This window comes from Acinetobacter sp. FDAARGOS_558, from assembly GCF_003937785.1.
Taxonomy (GTDB): domain Bacteria; phylum Pseudomonadota; class Gammaproteobacteria; order Pseudomonadales; family Moraxellaceae; genus Acinetobacter; species Acinetobacter baumannii.
On record NZ_RKJH01000001.1, the window covers coordinates 1,314,150 to 1,330,919 of the forward strand.

20 protein-coding genes and 1 tRNA gene are annotated in these 16,770 nt (G+C 38.4%); 5 read left to right on the top strand and 16 right to left on the bottom strand.

The features are described from left to right. Nucleotides 1-27 precede the first annotated feature (27 nt). Nucleotides 28-207 carry a hypothetical protein gene (locus EGT34_RS06310; RefSeq protein ID WP_000139632.1) on the bottom strand — a complete coding sequence of 60 codons (180 nt, stop codon included), beginning with the start codon at nt 205-207 and terminating at the stop codon, nt 28-30. Nucleotides 208-414: 207 nt separating this feature from the next. Here EGT34_RS06310 and EGT34_RS06315 point away from each other — a divergent pair, with 207 nt between their 5' ends. Further along, nucleotides 415-1,650, top strand: a complete 1,236-nt coding sequence (locus EGT34_RS06315) for a pyridoxal phosphate-dependent aminotransferase (protein ID WP_000383205.1) — start codon at nt 415-417, stop codon at nt 1,648-1,650. Nucleotides 1,651-1,702: 52 nt separating this feature from the next. On the opposite strand, the gene EGT34_RS06320 is transcribed toward EGT34_RS06315, so the two are convergent. Beyond that, complete coding sequence (locus EGT34_RS06320; RefSeq protein WP_001014252.1) at nt 1,703-2,113, bottom strand: GFA family protein; 411 nt, start codon at nt 2,111-2,113, stop codon at nt 1,703-1,705. Nucleotides 2,114-2,298: 185 nt separating this feature from the next. On the opposite strand from EGT34_RS06320, the gene EGT34_RS06325 reads away from it, so the two are divergent. After that, nucleotides 2,299-2,736, top strand: a complete 438-nt coding sequence (locus tag EGT34_RS06325) for a PaaI family thioesterase (protein WP_000795395.1) — start codon at nt 2,299-2,301, stop codon at nt 2,734-2,736. A 14-nt stretch (nt 2,737-2,750) separates the two neighbouring features. On the opposite strand, the gene EGT34_RS06330 is transcribed toward EGT34_RS06325, so the two are convergent. Further along, a complete protein-coding gene (locus EGT34_RS06330) occupies nt 2,751-3,179 on the bottom strand; it encodes a hypothetical protein (protein ID WP_000855165.1) in 429 nt (142 codons plus the stop codon). A gap of 41 nt (nt 3,180-3,220) precedes the next feature. Then, complete coding sequence (locus tag EGT34_RS06335; RefSeq protein ID WP_086221454.1) at nt 3,221-3,355, bottom strand: hypothetical protein; 135 nt, start codon at nt 3,353-3,355, stop codon at nt 3,221-3,223. Nucleotides 3,356-3,413: 58 nt separating this feature from the next. Between EGT34_RS06335 and EGT34_RS06340 the strand changes: the two genes are divergently transcribed. Then, nucleotides 3,414-3,489 (top strand) — tRNA-Asn (locus tag EGT34_RS06340). 182 nt (nt 3,490-3,671) lie between these two features. Here the strand turns inward: EGT34_RS06340 and EGT34_RS06345 are convergent. Then, a complete protein-coding gene (locus EGT34_RS06345) occupies nt 3,672-4,430 on the bottom strand; it encodes an SDR family oxidoreductase (RefSeq protein WP_000880597.1) in 759 nt (252 codons plus the stop codon). Between the two features lie 187 nt (nt 4,431-4,617). Between EGT34_RS06345 and EGT34_RS06350 the strand changes: the two genes are divergently transcribed. Beyond that, a protein-coding gene (locus EGT34_RS06350; RefSeq protein WP_076611894.1) for an IS5-like element ISAba27 family transposase occupies nt 4,618-5,440 on the top strand; the annotation gives its coding sequence in 2 pieces (ribosomal slippage) (nt 4,618-4,998 and nt 5,000-5,440; 822 coding nt in all). A 170-nt stretch (nt 5,441-5,610) separates the two neighbouring features. Here the strand turns inward: EGT34_RS06350 and EGT34_RS06355 are convergent. The 11 genes from EGT34_RS06355 to EGT34_RS06405 all read right to left on the bottom strand — a co-directional run bounded on the left by EGT34_RS06355 (nt 5,611) and on the right by EGT34_RS06405 (nt 14,879). After that, nucleotides 5,611-6,255 (bottom strand): tRNA-(ms[2]io[6]A)-hydroxylase, encoded by a 645-nt coding sequence (locus EGT34_RS06355; protein WP_000095058.1) that lies wholly within the window; start codon nt 6,253-6,255, stop codon nt 5,611-5,613. Between the two features lie 6 nt (nt 6,256-6,261). After that, complete coding sequence (gene pdxJ, locus EGT34_RS06360; RefSeq protein ID WP_000729409.1) at nt 6,262-6,987, bottom strand: pyridoxine 5'-phosphate synthase; 726 nt, start codon at nt 6,985-6,987, stop codon at nt 6,262-6,264. 13 nt (nt 6,988-7,000) lie between these two features. Then, entirely contained in the window at nt 7,001-7,714 is a 714-nt protein-coding gene (gene recO / locus EGT34_RS06365; protein ID WP_000985104.1) for a DNA repair protein RecO, read from the bottom strand. A gap of 9 nt (nt 7,715-7,723) precedes the next feature. Beyond that, nucleotides 7,724-7,924, bottom strand: coding sequence for an NF038104 family lipoprotein (locus tag EGT34_RS06370; protein WP_000644486.1), 201 nt, complete (start codon nt 7,922-7,924; stop codon nt 7,724-7,726). A gap of 18 nt (nt 7,925-7,942) precedes the next feature. Then, nucleotides 7,943-8,965: a GTPase Era gene (gene era, locus EGT34_RS06375; protein ID WP_001985518.1), complete on the bottom strand. Its 1,023-nt coding sequence runs from the start codon at nt 8,963-8,965 to the stop codon at nt 7,943-7,945. 11 nt (nt 8,966-8,976) lie between these two features. Next, nucleotides 8,977-9,669 (bottom strand): ribonuclease III, encoded by a 693-nt coding sequence (gene rnc, locus EGT34_RS06380; RefSeq protein ID WP_000160699.1) that lies wholly within the window; start codon nt 9,667-9,669, stop codon nt 8,977-8,979. Next, a complete protein-coding gene (locus tag EGT34_RS06385; protein WP_001224037.1) occupies nt 9,641-10,015 on the bottom strand; it encodes a DUF4845 domain-containing protein in 375 nt (124 codons plus the stop codon). Before EGT34_RS06385 ends, rnc begins: the two co-directional genes overlap by 29 nt. Nucleotides 10,016-10,039: 24 nt before the next feature. Beyond that, on the bottom strand, nt 10,040-10,867 hold the full coding sequence (gene lepB, locus EGT34_RS06390; RefSeq protein ID WP_024437344.1) for a signal peptidase I: 828 nt from the start codon (nt 10,865-10,867) through the stop codon (nt 10,040-10,042). Nucleotides 10,868-10,937: 70 nt separating this feature from the next. Then, nucleotides 10,938-12,755: a translation elongation factor 4 gene (gene lepA / locus EGT34_RS06395; RefSeq protein WP_000035781.1), complete on the bottom strand. Its 1,818-nt coding sequence runs from the start codon at nt 12,753-12,755 to the stop codon at nt 10,938-10,940. 174 nt (nt 12,756-12,929) lie between these two features. Next, on the bottom strand, nt 12,930-13,382 hold the full coding sequence (locus EGT34_RS06400) for an acyl-CoA thioesterase (protein ID WP_000094834.1): 453 nt from the start codon (nt 13,380-13,382) through the stop codon (nt 12,930-12,932). A 120-nt stretch (nt 13,383-13,502) separates the two neighbouring features. Next, nucleotides 13,503-14,879: a Do family serine endopeptidase gene (locus EGT34_RS06405; protein ID WP_000842417.1), complete on the bottom strand. Its 1,377-nt coding sequence runs from the start codon at nt 14,877-14,879 to the stop codon at nt 13,503-13,505. A 230-nt stretch (nt 14,880-15,109) separates the two neighbouring features. On the opposite strand from EGT34_RS06405, the gene nadB reads away from it, so the two are divergent. After that, nucleotides 15,110-16,753 (top strand): L-aspartate oxidase, encoded by a 1,644-nt coding sequence (gene nadB / locus EGT34_RS06410; protein ID WP_000367530.1) that lies wholly within the window; start codon nt 15,110-15,112, stop codon nt 16,751-16,753. Nucleotides 16,754-16,770 lie beyond the last annotated feature (17 nt).

Sequence of the window (16,770 nt, forward strand, 5' to 3'; positions counted from 1 at the left end):
AGGCATATTGCCTGTTTTTTATTTAAATTAGCGCTTACCCATAGAACGACGAGTACCACGCGGTGGCATCCAAGTTCTATCTGCATATTGTTCAGGTTTCGGACGTACTTGGTTGTGTACAGCATCGCCTGCTTGGTTACTTTCATTCGGCATTGGAAATGGCAATTTCACCAAAGCCTTTTTCTGTTTTGGCTGTTGCTCAGTCATGATTCATTCTCGATATTTCGATTGCGGCTTATTATAAAGGATTTTTCTTGTTTCTTTCGAAAAAAGCTTCAATTGAATAAAACCGCAACAAGTTCTTTCCTAAATTAAACTTTTTTACATCTAAAAATCCCCACATCCGCAAATTGCTTAATTTTTGCGATAAGATAGTGTGCTTTTTATTTTTAATCCCATAAGAGGAATATTGCCGTGGACGTACGTCTTTCTGATCGTGTCAATGCTATCAAACCGTCCCCTACACTTGCTGTAACTAACAAAGCTGCTGAGCTTAAAGCTGCTGGCAAGAACGTGATTGGTTTGGGTGCTGGCGAGCCAGATTTTGATACCCCTCAACACATCAAAGATGCTGCAATTGAAGCGATTAATAATGGTTTCACCAAATATACGGCTGTAGATGGTACTCCTGGGTTAAAAAAAGCAATTATTGCTAAATTAAAGCGTGATAATAATCTTGATTACCAACCTAACCAGATTTTGGTTTCTTGTGGCGGTAAGCAAAGCTTCTTTAACTTGGCACTAGCATTATTAAACAAGGGTGATGAAGTGATCATCCCTGCGCCATTCTGGGTAAGCTATCCAGATATGGTCATTATTGCTGAAGGTACGCCTGTTATCGTGAAATGTGGCGAAGAGCAACGTTTCAAAATTACACCTGAACAATTAGAAGCAGCGATTACTCCTAACACTCGTTTAGTGGTATTAAACAGCCCATCTAACCCAACAGGTATGATTTATAGCAAAACTGAATTAGAAGCTTTAGCTGAAGTTCTACGTCGTCATCCACAAGTATTTGTTGCATCTGACGACATGTATGAACCAATTCGTTGGGAAGATGAGTTCTACAACATTGCAACTGTTGCACCTGATTTATATGACCGCACGATTGTTTTAAATGGTGTTTCTAAAGCATATGCAATGACAGGTTGGCGTATTGGCTATGCAGCCGGCCCAGCAAAAATCATTGGTGCAATGAAAAAAATCCAGTCTCAATCAACTTCTAACCCGACTTCAATTTCGCAAGTTGCTGCTGAAGCTGCGTTGAATGGCCCACAAGATGTTTTAAAACCAATGATTGAAGCGTTTAAACGTCGTCATGACTTAGTAGTTAATGGCTTAAACGACATCAAAGGGATCTCTTGCTTACCTGCTGATGGCGCTTTCTACGCGTATGCAAACATTCGCCCTCTTATTCGTGCAAAAGGCTTAAAATCTTGCACAGAATTCTCTGAATGGTTACTTGAAGAAACTGGCGTAGCGGTCGTTCCTGGTGATGCATTTGGTTTAGGTGGTTTCATGCGTATTTCATATGCAACAGCTGACGAAGTACTTGTTGATGCGTTAGCACGTATCAAAAAAGCTGCTGAATCAATCGAAGGCGTTGATGCTGCAATTGCATCTATCGAAGCTGAAAAAGCTGCTAAATAATTTGAAAATATAAAAAAAGGCCTCAAAATTGAGGCCTTTTTTATAATTAAAATTATTCTAAATTAAATAAAGCTGCCACCTCAGCCTCAGTCAGTTTTTTTGTATCATTCTGAAAATTATAAAAATCAGGTTTTGAATCAATAAAAATTTCCATATCTAATTTCAAGTCTTTTACTGGTTCATTTAAAGAAAACACATTGATATTGCAGTAACTTTGATCTTTTGTTCTCCAAAAAATTGTTGTTCCACAAGCGTTACAAAAGCCTCTTTCACCCCATTCAGAAGAGTTAAATACACTAAGATGCTTTTGCTGAATAAACTTTAAACTACCTTTAACTACATCAACTGTCATAATGACACCACTGGTTTGTCTACGACACATCGAGCAATGGCAAACATGTACATCATGATTTTTTAACTCAACTTCGAAAGCTGTTTCACCACATAAACACTGTCCGTTCATTATTATTTTCCACAAAAAGTTTATATTTTTAATGTTATAAAATATTCTGCTTAACCAAATTTTACAAGTTTATAAACTATAAGTGACCTATCTTTCTATTCACTTCAACTTGACAATAGTTAATTTAACGCCTAATTTAACATCAAGTTCCATTTTAGAACTTTAATAATTGAAGGACTCAAAAAATGAAAAATCCTATGGAAATGACAGGCCTCGAATTTTTACAAGCCATGATTGAAGGTCATATTCCACCTGCCAGTATTAGCAAAACTATTCCGATGCAACCTACTGAGATTTCAGAAGGATCTGTAACTTTCAAAGCACAAGCAGATCATAATCACTTAAATCCTTTAGGTGGCGTACATGGTGGTTTTGCTGCAACTGTTCTAGATTCAGTGACTGGCTGCGCTGTACATACCATGCTACCTGCTGGTGTGGGTTATGGAACCATAGATCTTAATGTAAAAATGTGCCGCCCTCTTCCACAAAATCAGGTTTTAATTGCTACAGGTAAAGTGATCAATTTAAGTAAAAATTTAGGTATTTCCGAAGGAAAAATTACTGATGAAGAAGGCAAACTTTATGCTTATGCAACAGCAACCTGCATGATTATTCGACCATAAAAACCAAGGCAGCTTTAAACGGCTGCCTTTTTTATTAAGTAAGGAATATCTGGGCGGTCACAAGTTTTCGCAACCACATAAGGTGCCCAAATATTCTTAAGTTGAAGCTCTATCAATTCATGATGCTGAGTAGACCAGGCTAAAACTTTATTTTTACCTAGGAATAATTCTCCTTCGAGCTGGAAAATATAGAGAGGTTTAGATTGATCTAATACCTTGGAACACTTTAAAACTTTCAATGAAGTATGCACATCCCATTTTGAACTAAACCAGAGTTGTAGTAAGTCACCTAAGTACAAATCTTGTTTTTTAAATGGAAAAGCATCGATCCATGCATCTTCTACAGGTGTGTAATAAGATTCTGGTTGATTTAAAATATTGAGATAATTGCGTTGATAAAAATCAAAATTAGAAAAAATAGAAGCAACAGTAAGTGTTTTCATACTTATCTCCGATTTAGCCATTTTAGTGCTGGCAAGTTGGTTTAAATCCACACTGTTTGGATTACTCCAAACGCTTGTTCTTTTTTGAATCTAGCAATTGAATTTTCAAAGTGCAAGTAATTTATGATCTCACCTTTCAACTGGTCAAATAAAAAGCATACAACACAAAAATGAATGAAACATGACGATTTTTACTTGACCCTTGTCAAAATCTCCTTATAATCGCATGCAGATTCTCCCATAGCTCAGTCGGTAGAGCGACGGACTGTTAATCCGCAGGTCCCTGGTTCGAGCCCAGGTGGGAGAGCCAAATACTAAAAAGCCCGCAGCATTAAAGCGGGTTTTTTTATTGCTCTCTATTACAGTATACCTATAAAAAAATCCTCTACTGCCTGTAGAGGATTTGCTTTTCATAATTCAAATATTTACCAGATCGAATCATCAGTTCTAAACTTAGGTGACCTTCTACGCTTAGATCTTTTTAAAATTACATTATTCCACTTCTACAACTTTTAAAGGGTTAAAAGTCTGAGTCGTTGGCATCATTTCTATACGGTTAATATTAATATGCGGTGGTTGTGATGCGATCCATGCTACTGTATTTGCAATATCTTCCGGCAAAATTGGATTTTTCTTATCGTATAGACTGTTAGCTTTCTCCTGATCTCCCTTAAAACGTACAAGAGAAAATTCGGTACCACCACACAACCCTGGTTCAATATTCGTTACTCGCACGCCAGTACCAGCCAAATCTGCACGTAGATTTAAACTAAACTGCTCTACAAAAGCTTTTGTTGCCCCATATACATTACCACCTGGATATGGGTATGTACCTGCAATTGAACCCATATTAATGATTAAACCTGATTTCTTCTTTACCATACTTGGTAAAATTAATCGGGTAACCGTAACAAGTCCTTTAACATTGGTATCAATCATGGTGTACCAATCATCTAAATCCGCTTTATCTGCTGGCTCTAGACCCAATGCCAAGCCTGCATTATTCACTAGTAAGTCAATTTGATCGATTTGAAATTCATTTGGTAATTCTTTAAATAACTTATTTATATTTTCTGCCGTATCAATCATATCAAATACGAGTGGGTAGAAATTTTCGCCAAGTTGTTTTTGTAGTTCTTCTAATTTTTCTGCGCGTCTTCCACATCCAATAACTTTATAGCCTGACTCAATCAGTTTTTTTGAAATACTATAACCAAAACCTGCTGATGCGCCTGTAACTAATGCTAACATTCTTATATCCTTAGAAATAATCAACTGTTTCAGTTGAACTCATGATGAACATATCAGCCTTTATATTTACACAATATTTATTATTAGCCTAAAAAAATAAAAGTTTTTTTAAAAAATTTTAAGAGAAATTTAAATCTGTAAAAAATAGACCTCTTGCGAAAGTAAAAACCACCTCAATCTAAATTTCATGAGATATCAGAAATTAAATCGTTTTTCAGATTCTGAATTCCAGCGCTTGGTTGGTGTACCTCGACCAGTTTTTAGTGAAATGATCGAAGTTTTAAAAGAAGTAGAATCACTTAAAAAGAAATCTGGGCGTCCTCATACTTTAGCTATAGAGGATCAATTATTATTAACACTCAATTACTTACGGAATTACAGCACTCAATTGGAGTTGGCTGCAAATTACCATATCGCTGAAAGTAATGTGAATCGAACCATTAAAAAGGTTGAAGATGCATTGATGAAATCAAGACGGTTTACTCTGCCAAAACGAAGCATTACCACAGCAGACGAACAGTTTAACTGGGTCATTATTGATGCGACAGAATGTTCAATAGAACGTCCGAAAAAAAAATCAGAGTAAGTTCTACAGTGGTAAAAAGAAGAAACATACGCTAAAAGCACAAGTGATCTATCATCCGAACAGCAAACAAATCATAGGGCTAGATATATCGAATGGCAGTCAGCATGACATTAAATTGGCAAGAAGAACGGTTAAAAAATTCAAACATTGTAAATATGTTATGACCGATTTAGGGTACTACGGATTAGAGCAAGATGGCTTTAAATTATTGATGCCAATAAAGAAAAAGAAGAATTTACCCTTATTTGATGTTGAGAAAAAGTACAATAAAATGATTGGAAAAATACGAGTTGTGATCGAACATATTAATAGTCAATTGAAAACATTTAGAATATTAAGTGAACGCTATCGAAATAGACGGAAAAGATTCGGTTTACGCATTAACTTAATCGCTGCACTGGTAAATCGGATGAACTTGCAATAACGACTTTCGCAAGAGGTCTAATATATTTATTAAATAATGATATGCATTAAAAAACTAAAAAATGGTCCTTACTTAACCTTAAATATCGGCTCAAACTATTTAGAAGTTAGAGCTACTTAATAAAAAAGTTTACCGTGAAAGGTAAACTTTTTAACTTGAGGTATCCAAGCTTATGCAGGGATACCACTATGAAAACGGAAAGTATCATCTGGAGTCAAAATCAGATTCTTTTCAACTTCACGGATATGTTCAATACGCTGTTGAATATCTTCTTCAGGATCTTTCATTTTGGCAGTTTTTGCGACATCAAGCGCTAGTGCTAAATAGTCTTCAAAATGACGAGATTCTGACTTAAGCAAGTAACGGTAATAGCGTCCTAACTCATCATCAACACGCGGAGCAAGCGCATAAAAGCGTTCACATGAACGTGCTTCTACAAAAGCCCCAATCACGAGTACATCAATTAGAGCTTCTGGTTCATATGTGCGGATTTCTTTTCGTAAGCCACCTGCATAGCGTCCAGCACTCAAACCTTTCCACTCTTGCCCACGTTTTGTCATAAATTCTAGAACTTGTTCATAGTGAAGCATTTCTTCACGTACAAGCTGGGCAAGCTTAACTTGTAGGTCCGTAAAAAAACTATAGCGGAACATCAAGTTCATGGCTGTACTCGCTGCCTTTTTCTCACAGTTAGCATGATCTTGCATCAAGATGTCTAAATTATTAACGGCCTCATCCAACCATTCTTTTGGGGTTTGGCACCCTAAAAATGCTAATACAGGCTGCATTAATTCATCGTAATTGATACTCGACATTACTACTTATCCTGCTGCCTGAATCGCTGTTTTCATGTCTTTCACCGCTTGTACTAGTCCAACAAAAACACTTTCCGCAATAATTGAGTGACCAATATTTAACTCATGAATTTGTGAAATTGCCGCAATTGGAGCAATATTTTTCAGATTCAAACCGTGACCAGCATTTACAACCAAACCTTTTGAAGCTGCGTATTCCACACCTTTTACGATGCGAGCAAGTTCTTCTTGTTGCTCTTGCTCTGTTTTTGCATCTGCATAAGCCCCAGTATGTAATTCAATAGTAGGCGCTCCACAAGCAATTGCTGCATCAATTTGAGCAAAATCAGCATCAATAAAGAGTGAAACATCACAACCAATGGCAGCTAAAGCTTGAGTTGCAGCTTTAACTTTTTCAAAGTTACCTATTACATCTAAACCGCCTTCTGTTGTAACTTCTTGGCGTCGTTCTGGTACAAAACACACATGTTGCGGTTGAATTTCTTTCGCAAACTCAACCATTTCATCAGTTACGGCCATTTCAAGATTCATACGTGTTTTCAATAATGGACGCATACGGCGCACGTCATCATCTTGAATATGTCTGCGATCTTCACGCAAATGCAAAGTAATCCCCTCTGCACCCGCTTGTTCACAAATAAGAGCAGCTTCTACAGGGTCTGGGTAAGCAGTACCGCGCGCCTGTCTTAAAGTAGCAACATGGTCTATGTTTACACCAAGCAATGCAGCCATAAAAAAATCCTAATTACGATTGAGTTTGAGTATTTTGAATCCACAATTGTCGACTTTTTAGGGGACGGTCACCTAAAAGCGATGTAATCATTTGACGGTATAGTTTACCTAATAATTGCAATTGTTCGTGAGAAAAATCCTGTCCCTGCTCATAATTCAGCATGGATAAAATTGCTTTTCCTGACAACGATGAGCGACTTGCCTGAACAACGGGGGCAAATCCTTCAGTCACTTGAAACTGATAAAACTGTTGAGGCAAAATTTCTTTTTGTGAGCTATCAATTGAAAAATCAATCGCATAGCCCAGCTCTGCAAGCAAGATATGCTCAAATTGTCTCAAGATCTGTCTAAGAAATAAATCCGGATTTTCATGAGAAGATAGCTGCTGGAGTTGAAGCAGCGTTAACTGGTATTGTTCAAAAGTTTGTGGCATTGCCTCTTCTAGTGGGCAAAGTCTAAGAACAATTTCGTTTAAATAAAACCCTGCAAAAAAAGCATCGCCAAAAAAGAAAACCGGCTGATTTAGTATTTCCAGCTTTGTAAAATTTTTGAGCTCACTTTTGCCTGTGGCTTGCAACCGGATTGGCTGATATTGAGGAGGCGGAGTCTGTCTTAAAATACCATCAACCCGCCCATATTCTTGAGTGAAGAGATGCACAATATGGCTTTTTTCACGGTATTTACGATGGTGAATCATATATCCATGTAGGACTTCATTGCGCATCATAAAAAGAAACTATTCCTCAGATTCTTTTTCTTTTTTATCGTCGTCATCACCATCAGGAATTACAGCCCCTACAACAGCAGCTGTACCCTTCACTACACCTTTAGTCGTTTTATAAGCAATACCTACTGGTACGGTTACAAGCTTATATACACAACCTTGCAACATCAATGTACATCCAACGATAATCAATATTGATGTAATTGCTTTCATACCAGTATTCCCTACTTTTTAGATATCACTATATCCTAAACTTTTTAAAGCACGTTCATCATCAGACCAACCACCTTTGACTTTAACCCATAAGGTAAGCATGATCTTTTGTTCGAACATTTTTTCCATGTCTTTACGTGCATCCATGCCAATTGTTTTAAGCTTGGCACCTTTTTCACCAATTACAATCGCTTTTTGACCAGGACGATCCACAAAAATAGTTGCATCAATATAGGTACATGCTGGTTTTAAACGACCAGTTTTTTCATTAACAGTTGCCTCTTCCGTTTTGAAAGATTCAATTTGTACTGTTAAATCATAAGGTAGCTCTTCACCCAACTGACGCATGATTTTTTCACGGATGATTTCACTTGCCAAGAAGCGCTCTGAACGGTCCGTAATTTGATCGAATGAATACAAAGGTGGCTGATAAGGAAGATATTTTTCAATCGTTTCACTTAAGTGCTCTAAGTTTGCTCCACGGAGTGCAGAAACAGGAACAATCTCAGCAAAATTCATAAGTTTGGCACGTTCTTGAATTAAAGGGAGAATCTCTCTCTTATCTCCAAAAGTATCAGCTTTATTAATCACCAAAATAACTGGCATATCAGCATTCTTGAGTTTCTCAAGAACTAAATCGTCATTTTGAGTCCACTTGTGGGCATCAATAACAAATAAGACTAAATTCACGTCACGTAATGCAGAATGCGCAGCACGGTTCATCATTTTATTGATTGCACGTACTTCTTTCTTATGCATACCTGGGGTATCAACATAAACCGCTTGCATTTTTTCACGCGAATCAATACCGATAATTTTATGGCGTGTCGTTTGAGGTTTACGTGAAGTAATAGAGAGTTTTTGGCCCAATAAATGGTTCATGAGGGTAGATTTACCCACATTTGGACGTCCTACAATCGCCACAAATCCGCTCTTAAAATCCGAAGGAATTGTAACGCCTTTGGAACTAAAAAATTGATCAATCAGATTGTTTGGATCTTGGTTTTCGTTTGAATCTGGATTGATTTGATCAGAATGCATCGACATGCAGGTTATTGCTCCAATAACTTTAAAATTTCCGCCGCTGCTGCCTGCTCGGCAAAACGACGACTTGACCCCTCACCATGAATTTTTGATAAACCATCTACCAAACATTCGACTTTAAAGTGCTGATGAGGCGCATCACCCTGAATATCTACAACCTCGTAAACAGGGAGAGGTTTTTTACGTGCTTGTAGATACTCTTGTAAACGTGATTTTGGATCCTTGAGTTGATCTGTTGGCTCAATATGATCTAAATAAGGCGTATACCATTTTAACACAATATCTTTGAGTAGGTTCAGATCACTACTATCAAGATAAATTGCACCAATAATAGCCTCCACTGTATCAGCTAATATTGACTCACGATGATGACCACCAGATTTCAACTCGCCTGTGCTTAATATTAAACACCGACTAAGTTGCAAATCGGTTGCAATTTTACCTAATGCTTCTTGGCGAACTAAAGTCGCACGCATACGTGTTAAACGCCCCTCATTTTCATGTGGATAGGCATGATATAAATAATTAGCAATGATCATCCCCAACAACGAATCGCCTAAAAACTCCAGACGTTCATAGTTATACTTATGACTCACCGAACGATGAGTCAAAGCTAACTGTAGCAATTCGGGCTGCTTAAATTGATAACCGATTCGACTGAGTAAGCGAGGATCACTTAGTTTGAACTGATGTTTTGTCAAAACTTTTCTCAAATGTTAAAACTAAATCAATATTTAGTAAGAAAGGTTTTCTTACTTCATATTTCTTTTTGACGATTAGACCAGACTCGTTAAACACTTCAGCAATTTCCTTAAAATGGAGATCACGAATATTGTTCATTTCCAGCCGTTGGTCCATCTGTGTCATAAACTTTTGGGGTGTGATATCAGCTGAGCTTTGTTGCATTAGCTCTGTAATCTGATTATTAATCACACGATCATCCCAATATGCTGGCCAAACTGCAAGTACAGCTTTCGCCGCAATTGCAAATATAACCACCCCAAATAAAATTGCTAAATACGAAGTACCCTGTTGTGCCTTACGCATTTTTGTTTTTCCTAATGGTTGTTTTTAATCTATTTTTCCATTTCGGTTAAAGCTTGGCAGGTGGAAACCAGGTTCTTTATGCATCCAGACATAGAAAGCTCGGCCTGTTAAATTTTCTTCAGGAACGAACCCCCAGAAACGACTGTCAGCACTTTGATCACGGTTGTCCCCCATTGCAAAGTAATGTCCTTTCGGAACAGTTACTTCCCAATATAAACCGTCTTGGTTTGAATATTTGCCATTATCAACATAGTTGATAAATGGTGCCTGACGCGCAACGTTTACACCTTCGAGTTCACGCATCGTAAAGGTATGATCACCAATTGTTTCTTTATGATAAATAGACGTTGGTGTATCTAAAGCATCTTTTTCACGACTAAATTGTGTTGGTACTTTAGGAATTTTCTGACCATTAATAATCAATTGTCCATGATCGTAAACAATATGGTCACCTGGTAAACCAATTACACGCTTAATATAACTAATGGTTGGTTGAGGTGGGTAACGGAATACGATGACATCACCACGTTGCGGCTCACCTACATCAATGACTTTTTTATTTACGATAGGTAAACGCACACCATAGTCGAATTTATTAACTAAGATAAAATCGCCAGTCTCTAAAGTTGGAACCATAGAGTCTGATGGAATATTAAATGGTTCATAAAGAAATGAGCGAAGTACAAGCACAACAGCTAAAACTGGCCAAAAGTCATAGGCCCATGTAATAACAAAATTTTCGTTCTCTCGCCCTTTATTTGCACGCTGTTTAAAAACAAGCTTATCTAGCAACCACACTGCAAATAAAATCAGCGTAACTGGAACAAGAATTAAATTAAAATCAAAATCCACATGACCTCACTCGCAGCCTAGCTGCTTGCTTTATGGCTGGGAGAATATAAGTTCATCCCAGCCTTTTCTCTTATCTTTCTACTTTCAAAACAGCTAAGAACGCTTCTTGTGGGATTTCTACACTACCCACTTGTTTCATACGTTTCTTACCTTCTTTTTGTTTCGCAAGTAGTTTCTTCTTACGAGACACGTCACCGCCATAACATTTTGCTAAAACGTTTTTACGCATCGCCTTCACGGTCGAACGAGCAATAATTTGTGCACCAATAGCAGCCTGAATTGCGACATCGAACATTTGACGTGGAATCAAATCTTTCATTTTCTCAACTAAAGCAATACCACGATGACGAGCATCATTACGGTGACAAATCATTGCAAGCGCATCGACCTTCTCACCATTAATTAACACGTCAACCTTAACTAAAGATGAACTCTCAAAACGAATAAAGTTATAGTCAAGTGAAGCAAAACCACGTGAACATGATTTAAGCTTATCAAAGAAGTCCATAACCACTTCAGCCATAGGAATTTCAAAAGTAATTGAAACTTGATTACCTAAGAATTTCATGTCTTTTTGTACACCACGGCGCTCAATACATAGGGTCATGACGTTACCTAAGTACTCTTGCGGTACAAGAATATGACACTCTGCAATTGGCTCACGCAAATCTTCAACAACAGAACCATCCGGCATTTTAGATGGACTATCAATATAGATCGTATCGCCTTTTTTAGTGACAGCTTCATACACTACCGTTGGCGCTGAGCTGATCAAATCAAGGTCATACTCGCGCTCTAAACGCTCTTGTACGATTTCCATGTGCAACATGCCCAAGAAACCACAACGGAAACCAAAACCAAGCGCATCTGAACTTTCAGGTTCAAAGAATAAAGCCGAGTCATTGATCTGTAGTTTTTGTAAGGCTTCGCGGAATGGTTCAAAATCGCTTGCATCAATTGGGAAAAGGCCTGCGTAAACCTGAGGTTTAACCTTTTTAAAACCAGGAAGTGAAGCTACTTCAGGGGTTGTTGAAAGCGTGATGGTATCACCTACCGGCGCACCAAAAATATCTTTAATACCCGCGATAACAAAGCCTACTTCACCAGCTTCAAGCACGCCAGTTTCAGTATGTTTAGGGTTGAATACACCTACCGATGTAACAATGTGAGTCTGACCAGTAGATTTAACCAACATTTTGTCGCCCTTGCGGATACGACCATCTTTAATACGAACTAAAGAGACAACACCTAAATAGTTATCAAACCATGAGTCAATGATTAATGCCTGTAAAGGAGCCTCACGGTCACCTGTTGGAGCAGGAATAACATCAACTAATGTTTCTAAAACACCTTCAACGCCTAAGCCTGTTTTTGCAGAACATGTAGGTGCATTGGTTGCTTCAATACCGATAATTTCTTCAATTTCGTGAATAACGCGCTCAGGCTCTGCTTGCGGTAAATCAATTTTATTTAAAATTGGAAGAACTTCGAGACCTTGCTCAATAGCGGTATAACAGTTTGCAACTGATTGTGCTTCTACACCTTGTGCAGCATCAACAACTAATAACGCACCTTCACAAGCAGCTAATGAACGAGATACTTCATAAGAGAAATCAACGTGTCCCGGAGTATCAATAAAGTTAAGCTGATATTCCTGCCCGTTTGGATGAGTATAGTACAACGTCACCGAAGCAGCTTTAATGGTAATCCCACGTTCACGCTCGAGCTCCATTGAGTCCAAGACCTGAGCTTGCATCTCACGATCTTGCAGGCCACCACACATCTGAATAAAACGGTCAGCCAAAGTAGACTTACCATGATCAATATGAGCGATAATCGAGAAATTTCGGATATTTTTGATATCAACGGATTTTTTAGCTTGCGCCATGGGCTACCTTGAGAAAATATAAAGTGCTATGTAGCTTGTTTTAATACATAGCCAAAGCGGTTTAACAAATTGCGAGAGATTATAGCAGATGGATATTTTAAAGTATCCAAAATTCATGAGCTTTGTACTTATGTTTTAAAAAATGGTAATTCAAAGCACAAGTAATGCTTCTGATTATCGGGCATATGAAACAGTAAAATCTAAAGGATTTATACTTGAATCAAGAGGTTTATAAGCCTGTGTAAAAGTCGGCGACATACGTTTAGGTCGACCTGAAGCGATTTCAATACATGCCCATTTGGTATTTCCGACGAACAAAATTGCCTGATCAGAAGGACGGAAAAAGGCATACTGACGAAATGAATACAGAGCATTAATATCATCTAGCCATGTCCGCAGCACAATTTCTTCACCTTCAAACGCAGCTTTACGGTATTGCACATGGTGTTCAACCGCAACCATTGCATGTTTTAGCTCTAGATATTTGGTTACTCCTACCCCTAATGTTTCCACATGAGCAGCAGCGACGTCTTGCATCCACTGGACATACATTACATTGTTAACATGCCCTAAAGCATCAATATGCTGTGGCTGAACCTGAATATGTAAATCGAAAATACTGCTCACAAAACACCCACTTCAATCATTAAATTCAAAGCTAAAATTTAATTAGCTAGATCGAACATTATGCCGAATACAAATAATAAAAAACCACCCATTTTCAGGGTGGTTCATTTTTATAATATTTTACTGAATACGTAAACCAAGCATTGCTCGTTGTCCTTGACGAATAATCCCAACTCGCGCAACTGTATTTTTCGGCAAATTCGAAACAACTTTTGCAAAATCCTGACTATTTAGAATTTGAGTATTATTAACCTGAATAATCACATCGCCAGGAATGATATTTGACAATGATGCTAATCCACCACGGCGGACATCTTGTACATAAATACCACCTTTTATACCTAAAGCATTTTTCTCTGGCACAGCGAGATCACGAATACTCATTCCCAATACTGGGCCTTTAGAAGCAGAGGTTTGATTACCGGTAGCAGGTGTTTCATCCGGTGCAGTTGCTAGTGTTGCCGAGATATTTCGGGTTTTATCATCGCGTAAAACTTCAAACTGAACAGTTTGGTTTGGTTGTACTTTATTTAATGCATAAAGCAAATCACTAGTACGCAGTACAGAAGCACCATTTAATTTTAGAATAACATCGCCAGCCCTAAGCCCTGCTTTTTGTGCAGGTGAATTTGGAGAAACTTGAGTAATCAGAGCACCTTCCGGTTTAGGCAATTTATAGGCATCTGCAAGGTTACGGTCAATATCTTGCATCATAACGCCTAGGTAGGAACGAGTCACTTTCCCTTTCGTTTTAAGCTGTTCAGCTACATCCATCGCAACATCAATTGGAATAGAGAAAGACAGACCCATATACCCCCCCGTACCACTAAAGATACGTGAGTTCACGCCGACAACTTCACCATTTTGGTTAAACAATGGACCACCTGAGTTACCAGGGTTCAACGCCACATCGGTTTGAATAAATGGTACAGAGGTTTCACCGCTCATGTTACGTGATTTAGCGCTGACAATACCTGCCGAAGCTGAATAATCAAAACCAAATGGTGAACCAATTGCTAAAACCGGCTCTCCTACACGTAAACGGTCAACATTTCCTACGCGTAAAGCAGGATAGTTAGTTCCGTTTACCTTTAATAATGCAACGTCTGTTCGCTCATCACTACCGACCACTGTTGCATCAATTTCACGACGGTCATTTAAAGTAATACTGATGCGGGAAGCATTTTCAATTACATGGTGGTTCGTAAGTAAATAACCATCTTTACTAATAAAGAACGCACTACCATATGCGGTTTTCTCTTGAGGACCTTGTTGCTGTGGAATGATGACCTGATTACCAAAGAAACGTTTTAAAATTTCAGGTACTTGCTGTTGTAGCAGTTCATCCTGAGTCATTTTTTTTACAACGTTTACACTCACCACAGCCGGACTAACTTGTTCAACGAGGTTTGAAAAATCAACAGCAGCATTTGCTTGAACAGCAGCAACTGTAAATACCGCTGCATACATTCCTTGTTGTAAATAGCGAGATTTCATTCGGTGCTCACCCACAATTGGTCTACGAGAATAAGAATAAAACTTTTGTATCACAATGCTTTGGAATTGTGCGTAACAATATGTTTATTTGTAAGGCATCCTCATCACGTTTATTTTACACATTGCAATTTTTTAAGCTAATTGCAATTTTTCTGTGACTTAGAGCGCTTAAGCTCTTGCCTTTTTAGGTAAAAAGGGGTGTCATTAGCGGACGTTTTAAATTGATGCGAATGGACATGCCTAATCAACAGACAATTCACCACTTTGACGTGATTATTGTGGGCAGTGGCGGTGCTGGTTTAAGTCTGGCTTTATCGTTACCAAGTCATTTTAATATTGCAGTTTTAGCTAAAGCTGCTTTAACTGAAGCAAGTACCTTCTATGCACAAGGTGGTGTTGCTGCGGTGCTTGATGAAACTGACTCTATTCAACAACACATTAATGACACTATGATTGCAGGTGCTCATTTATGTGAAATGGATGCAGTCCAGCATACTGTAGAAGGCGGTCGCCCTTCTGTTGATTTCCTTTTAAAGCAAGGTGTGCAGTTTACCTTAGATGAAGATGAACAGCTTCATTTGACTCGTGAGGGTGGCCATTCGCAGCGCCGTATTATTCATTCTGCTGATGCAACTGGCAAAGCTATTTCAACCACTTTGGTTGAACGCGCCAAAGAACGTAAAAATATCACTATTTTTGAAAACTATATTGCGATTGATTTAATCACGTCGCATAAATTGGGTCATACAGATCAAGCGAATCGCGCTATTGGTTTGTATGCACTAGATGAAAGTACTGAAAAAGTTCATACCTTCCTTGCCCCATTTACCGCACTTGCTTGCGGTGGCGCAATGAAAGCTTACCTTTATACGTCTAATCCGGATATTGCTACTGGTGACGGTATTGCGATGGCATACCGTGCAGGTTGCCGTGTTGCCAATATGGAATTTAACCAGTTCCATCCAACCTGTCTTTACCATCCGCAAGCACGTTCTTTCTTAATTACTGAAGCCATGCGTGGTGAAGGTGCTTACTTACGTTTGCCAGATGGCGAACGTTTTATGCTACGTTTTGACGATCGTGCAGAGTTGGCTCCTCGCGATATTGTGGCACGTACCATTGACCATGAAATCAAGCGTCTCGGTATTCGCCATGTGTGGTTAGACATTACACACAAATCACCGGATTTTATTAAAGAGCACTTCCCTACACTTTATGCACGATTGCTTGAGCTAGGTATCGACATCACTAAAGACATGATTCCGGTGGTGCCGGCTGCACACTATACCTGTGGTGGTGTTGTGGTTGACTCAAATAGCCAGACTGATATTGAAGGTCTATATGCAATTGGTGAAACCTCTTATACAGGTTTACATGGTGCAAACCGTATGGCGAGTAACTCATTACTTGAATGCTTCGTTTATGGCATGAGTGCAGCAAAAGATATCGAAAGTAAGTTTGATAAAAACTTCAAATTACTGGAAGTACCCACTTGGGACGATTCTCAAGTAACCAATCCAGATGAAGATGTCGTGATTTTACAAAACTGGGATGAGTTACGTTCGACCATGTGGAACTACGTTGGTATTGTAAGAACCACAAAACGTTTAGAACGTGCTTTACACCGTATTGAAATGCTAAAGCGCGAAATTACTGAATATTATCAAGATTATCGTGTCAGCAAAAACCTGATTGAACTGCGTAATCTTGTACTTGTTTCTGAAATGATTGTTCGTTGTGCTATGCACCGTAAAGAATCACGTGGCTTACATTACACACTTGATTATCCGGAAACTTCGAGTGAGATTCGTAAAACGGTTCTGACGCCTCCAAACTTTGCAGTAGAGCAACCTTTGGTGAATACTAGTGTATAAATAGTCTCTTTATAAAA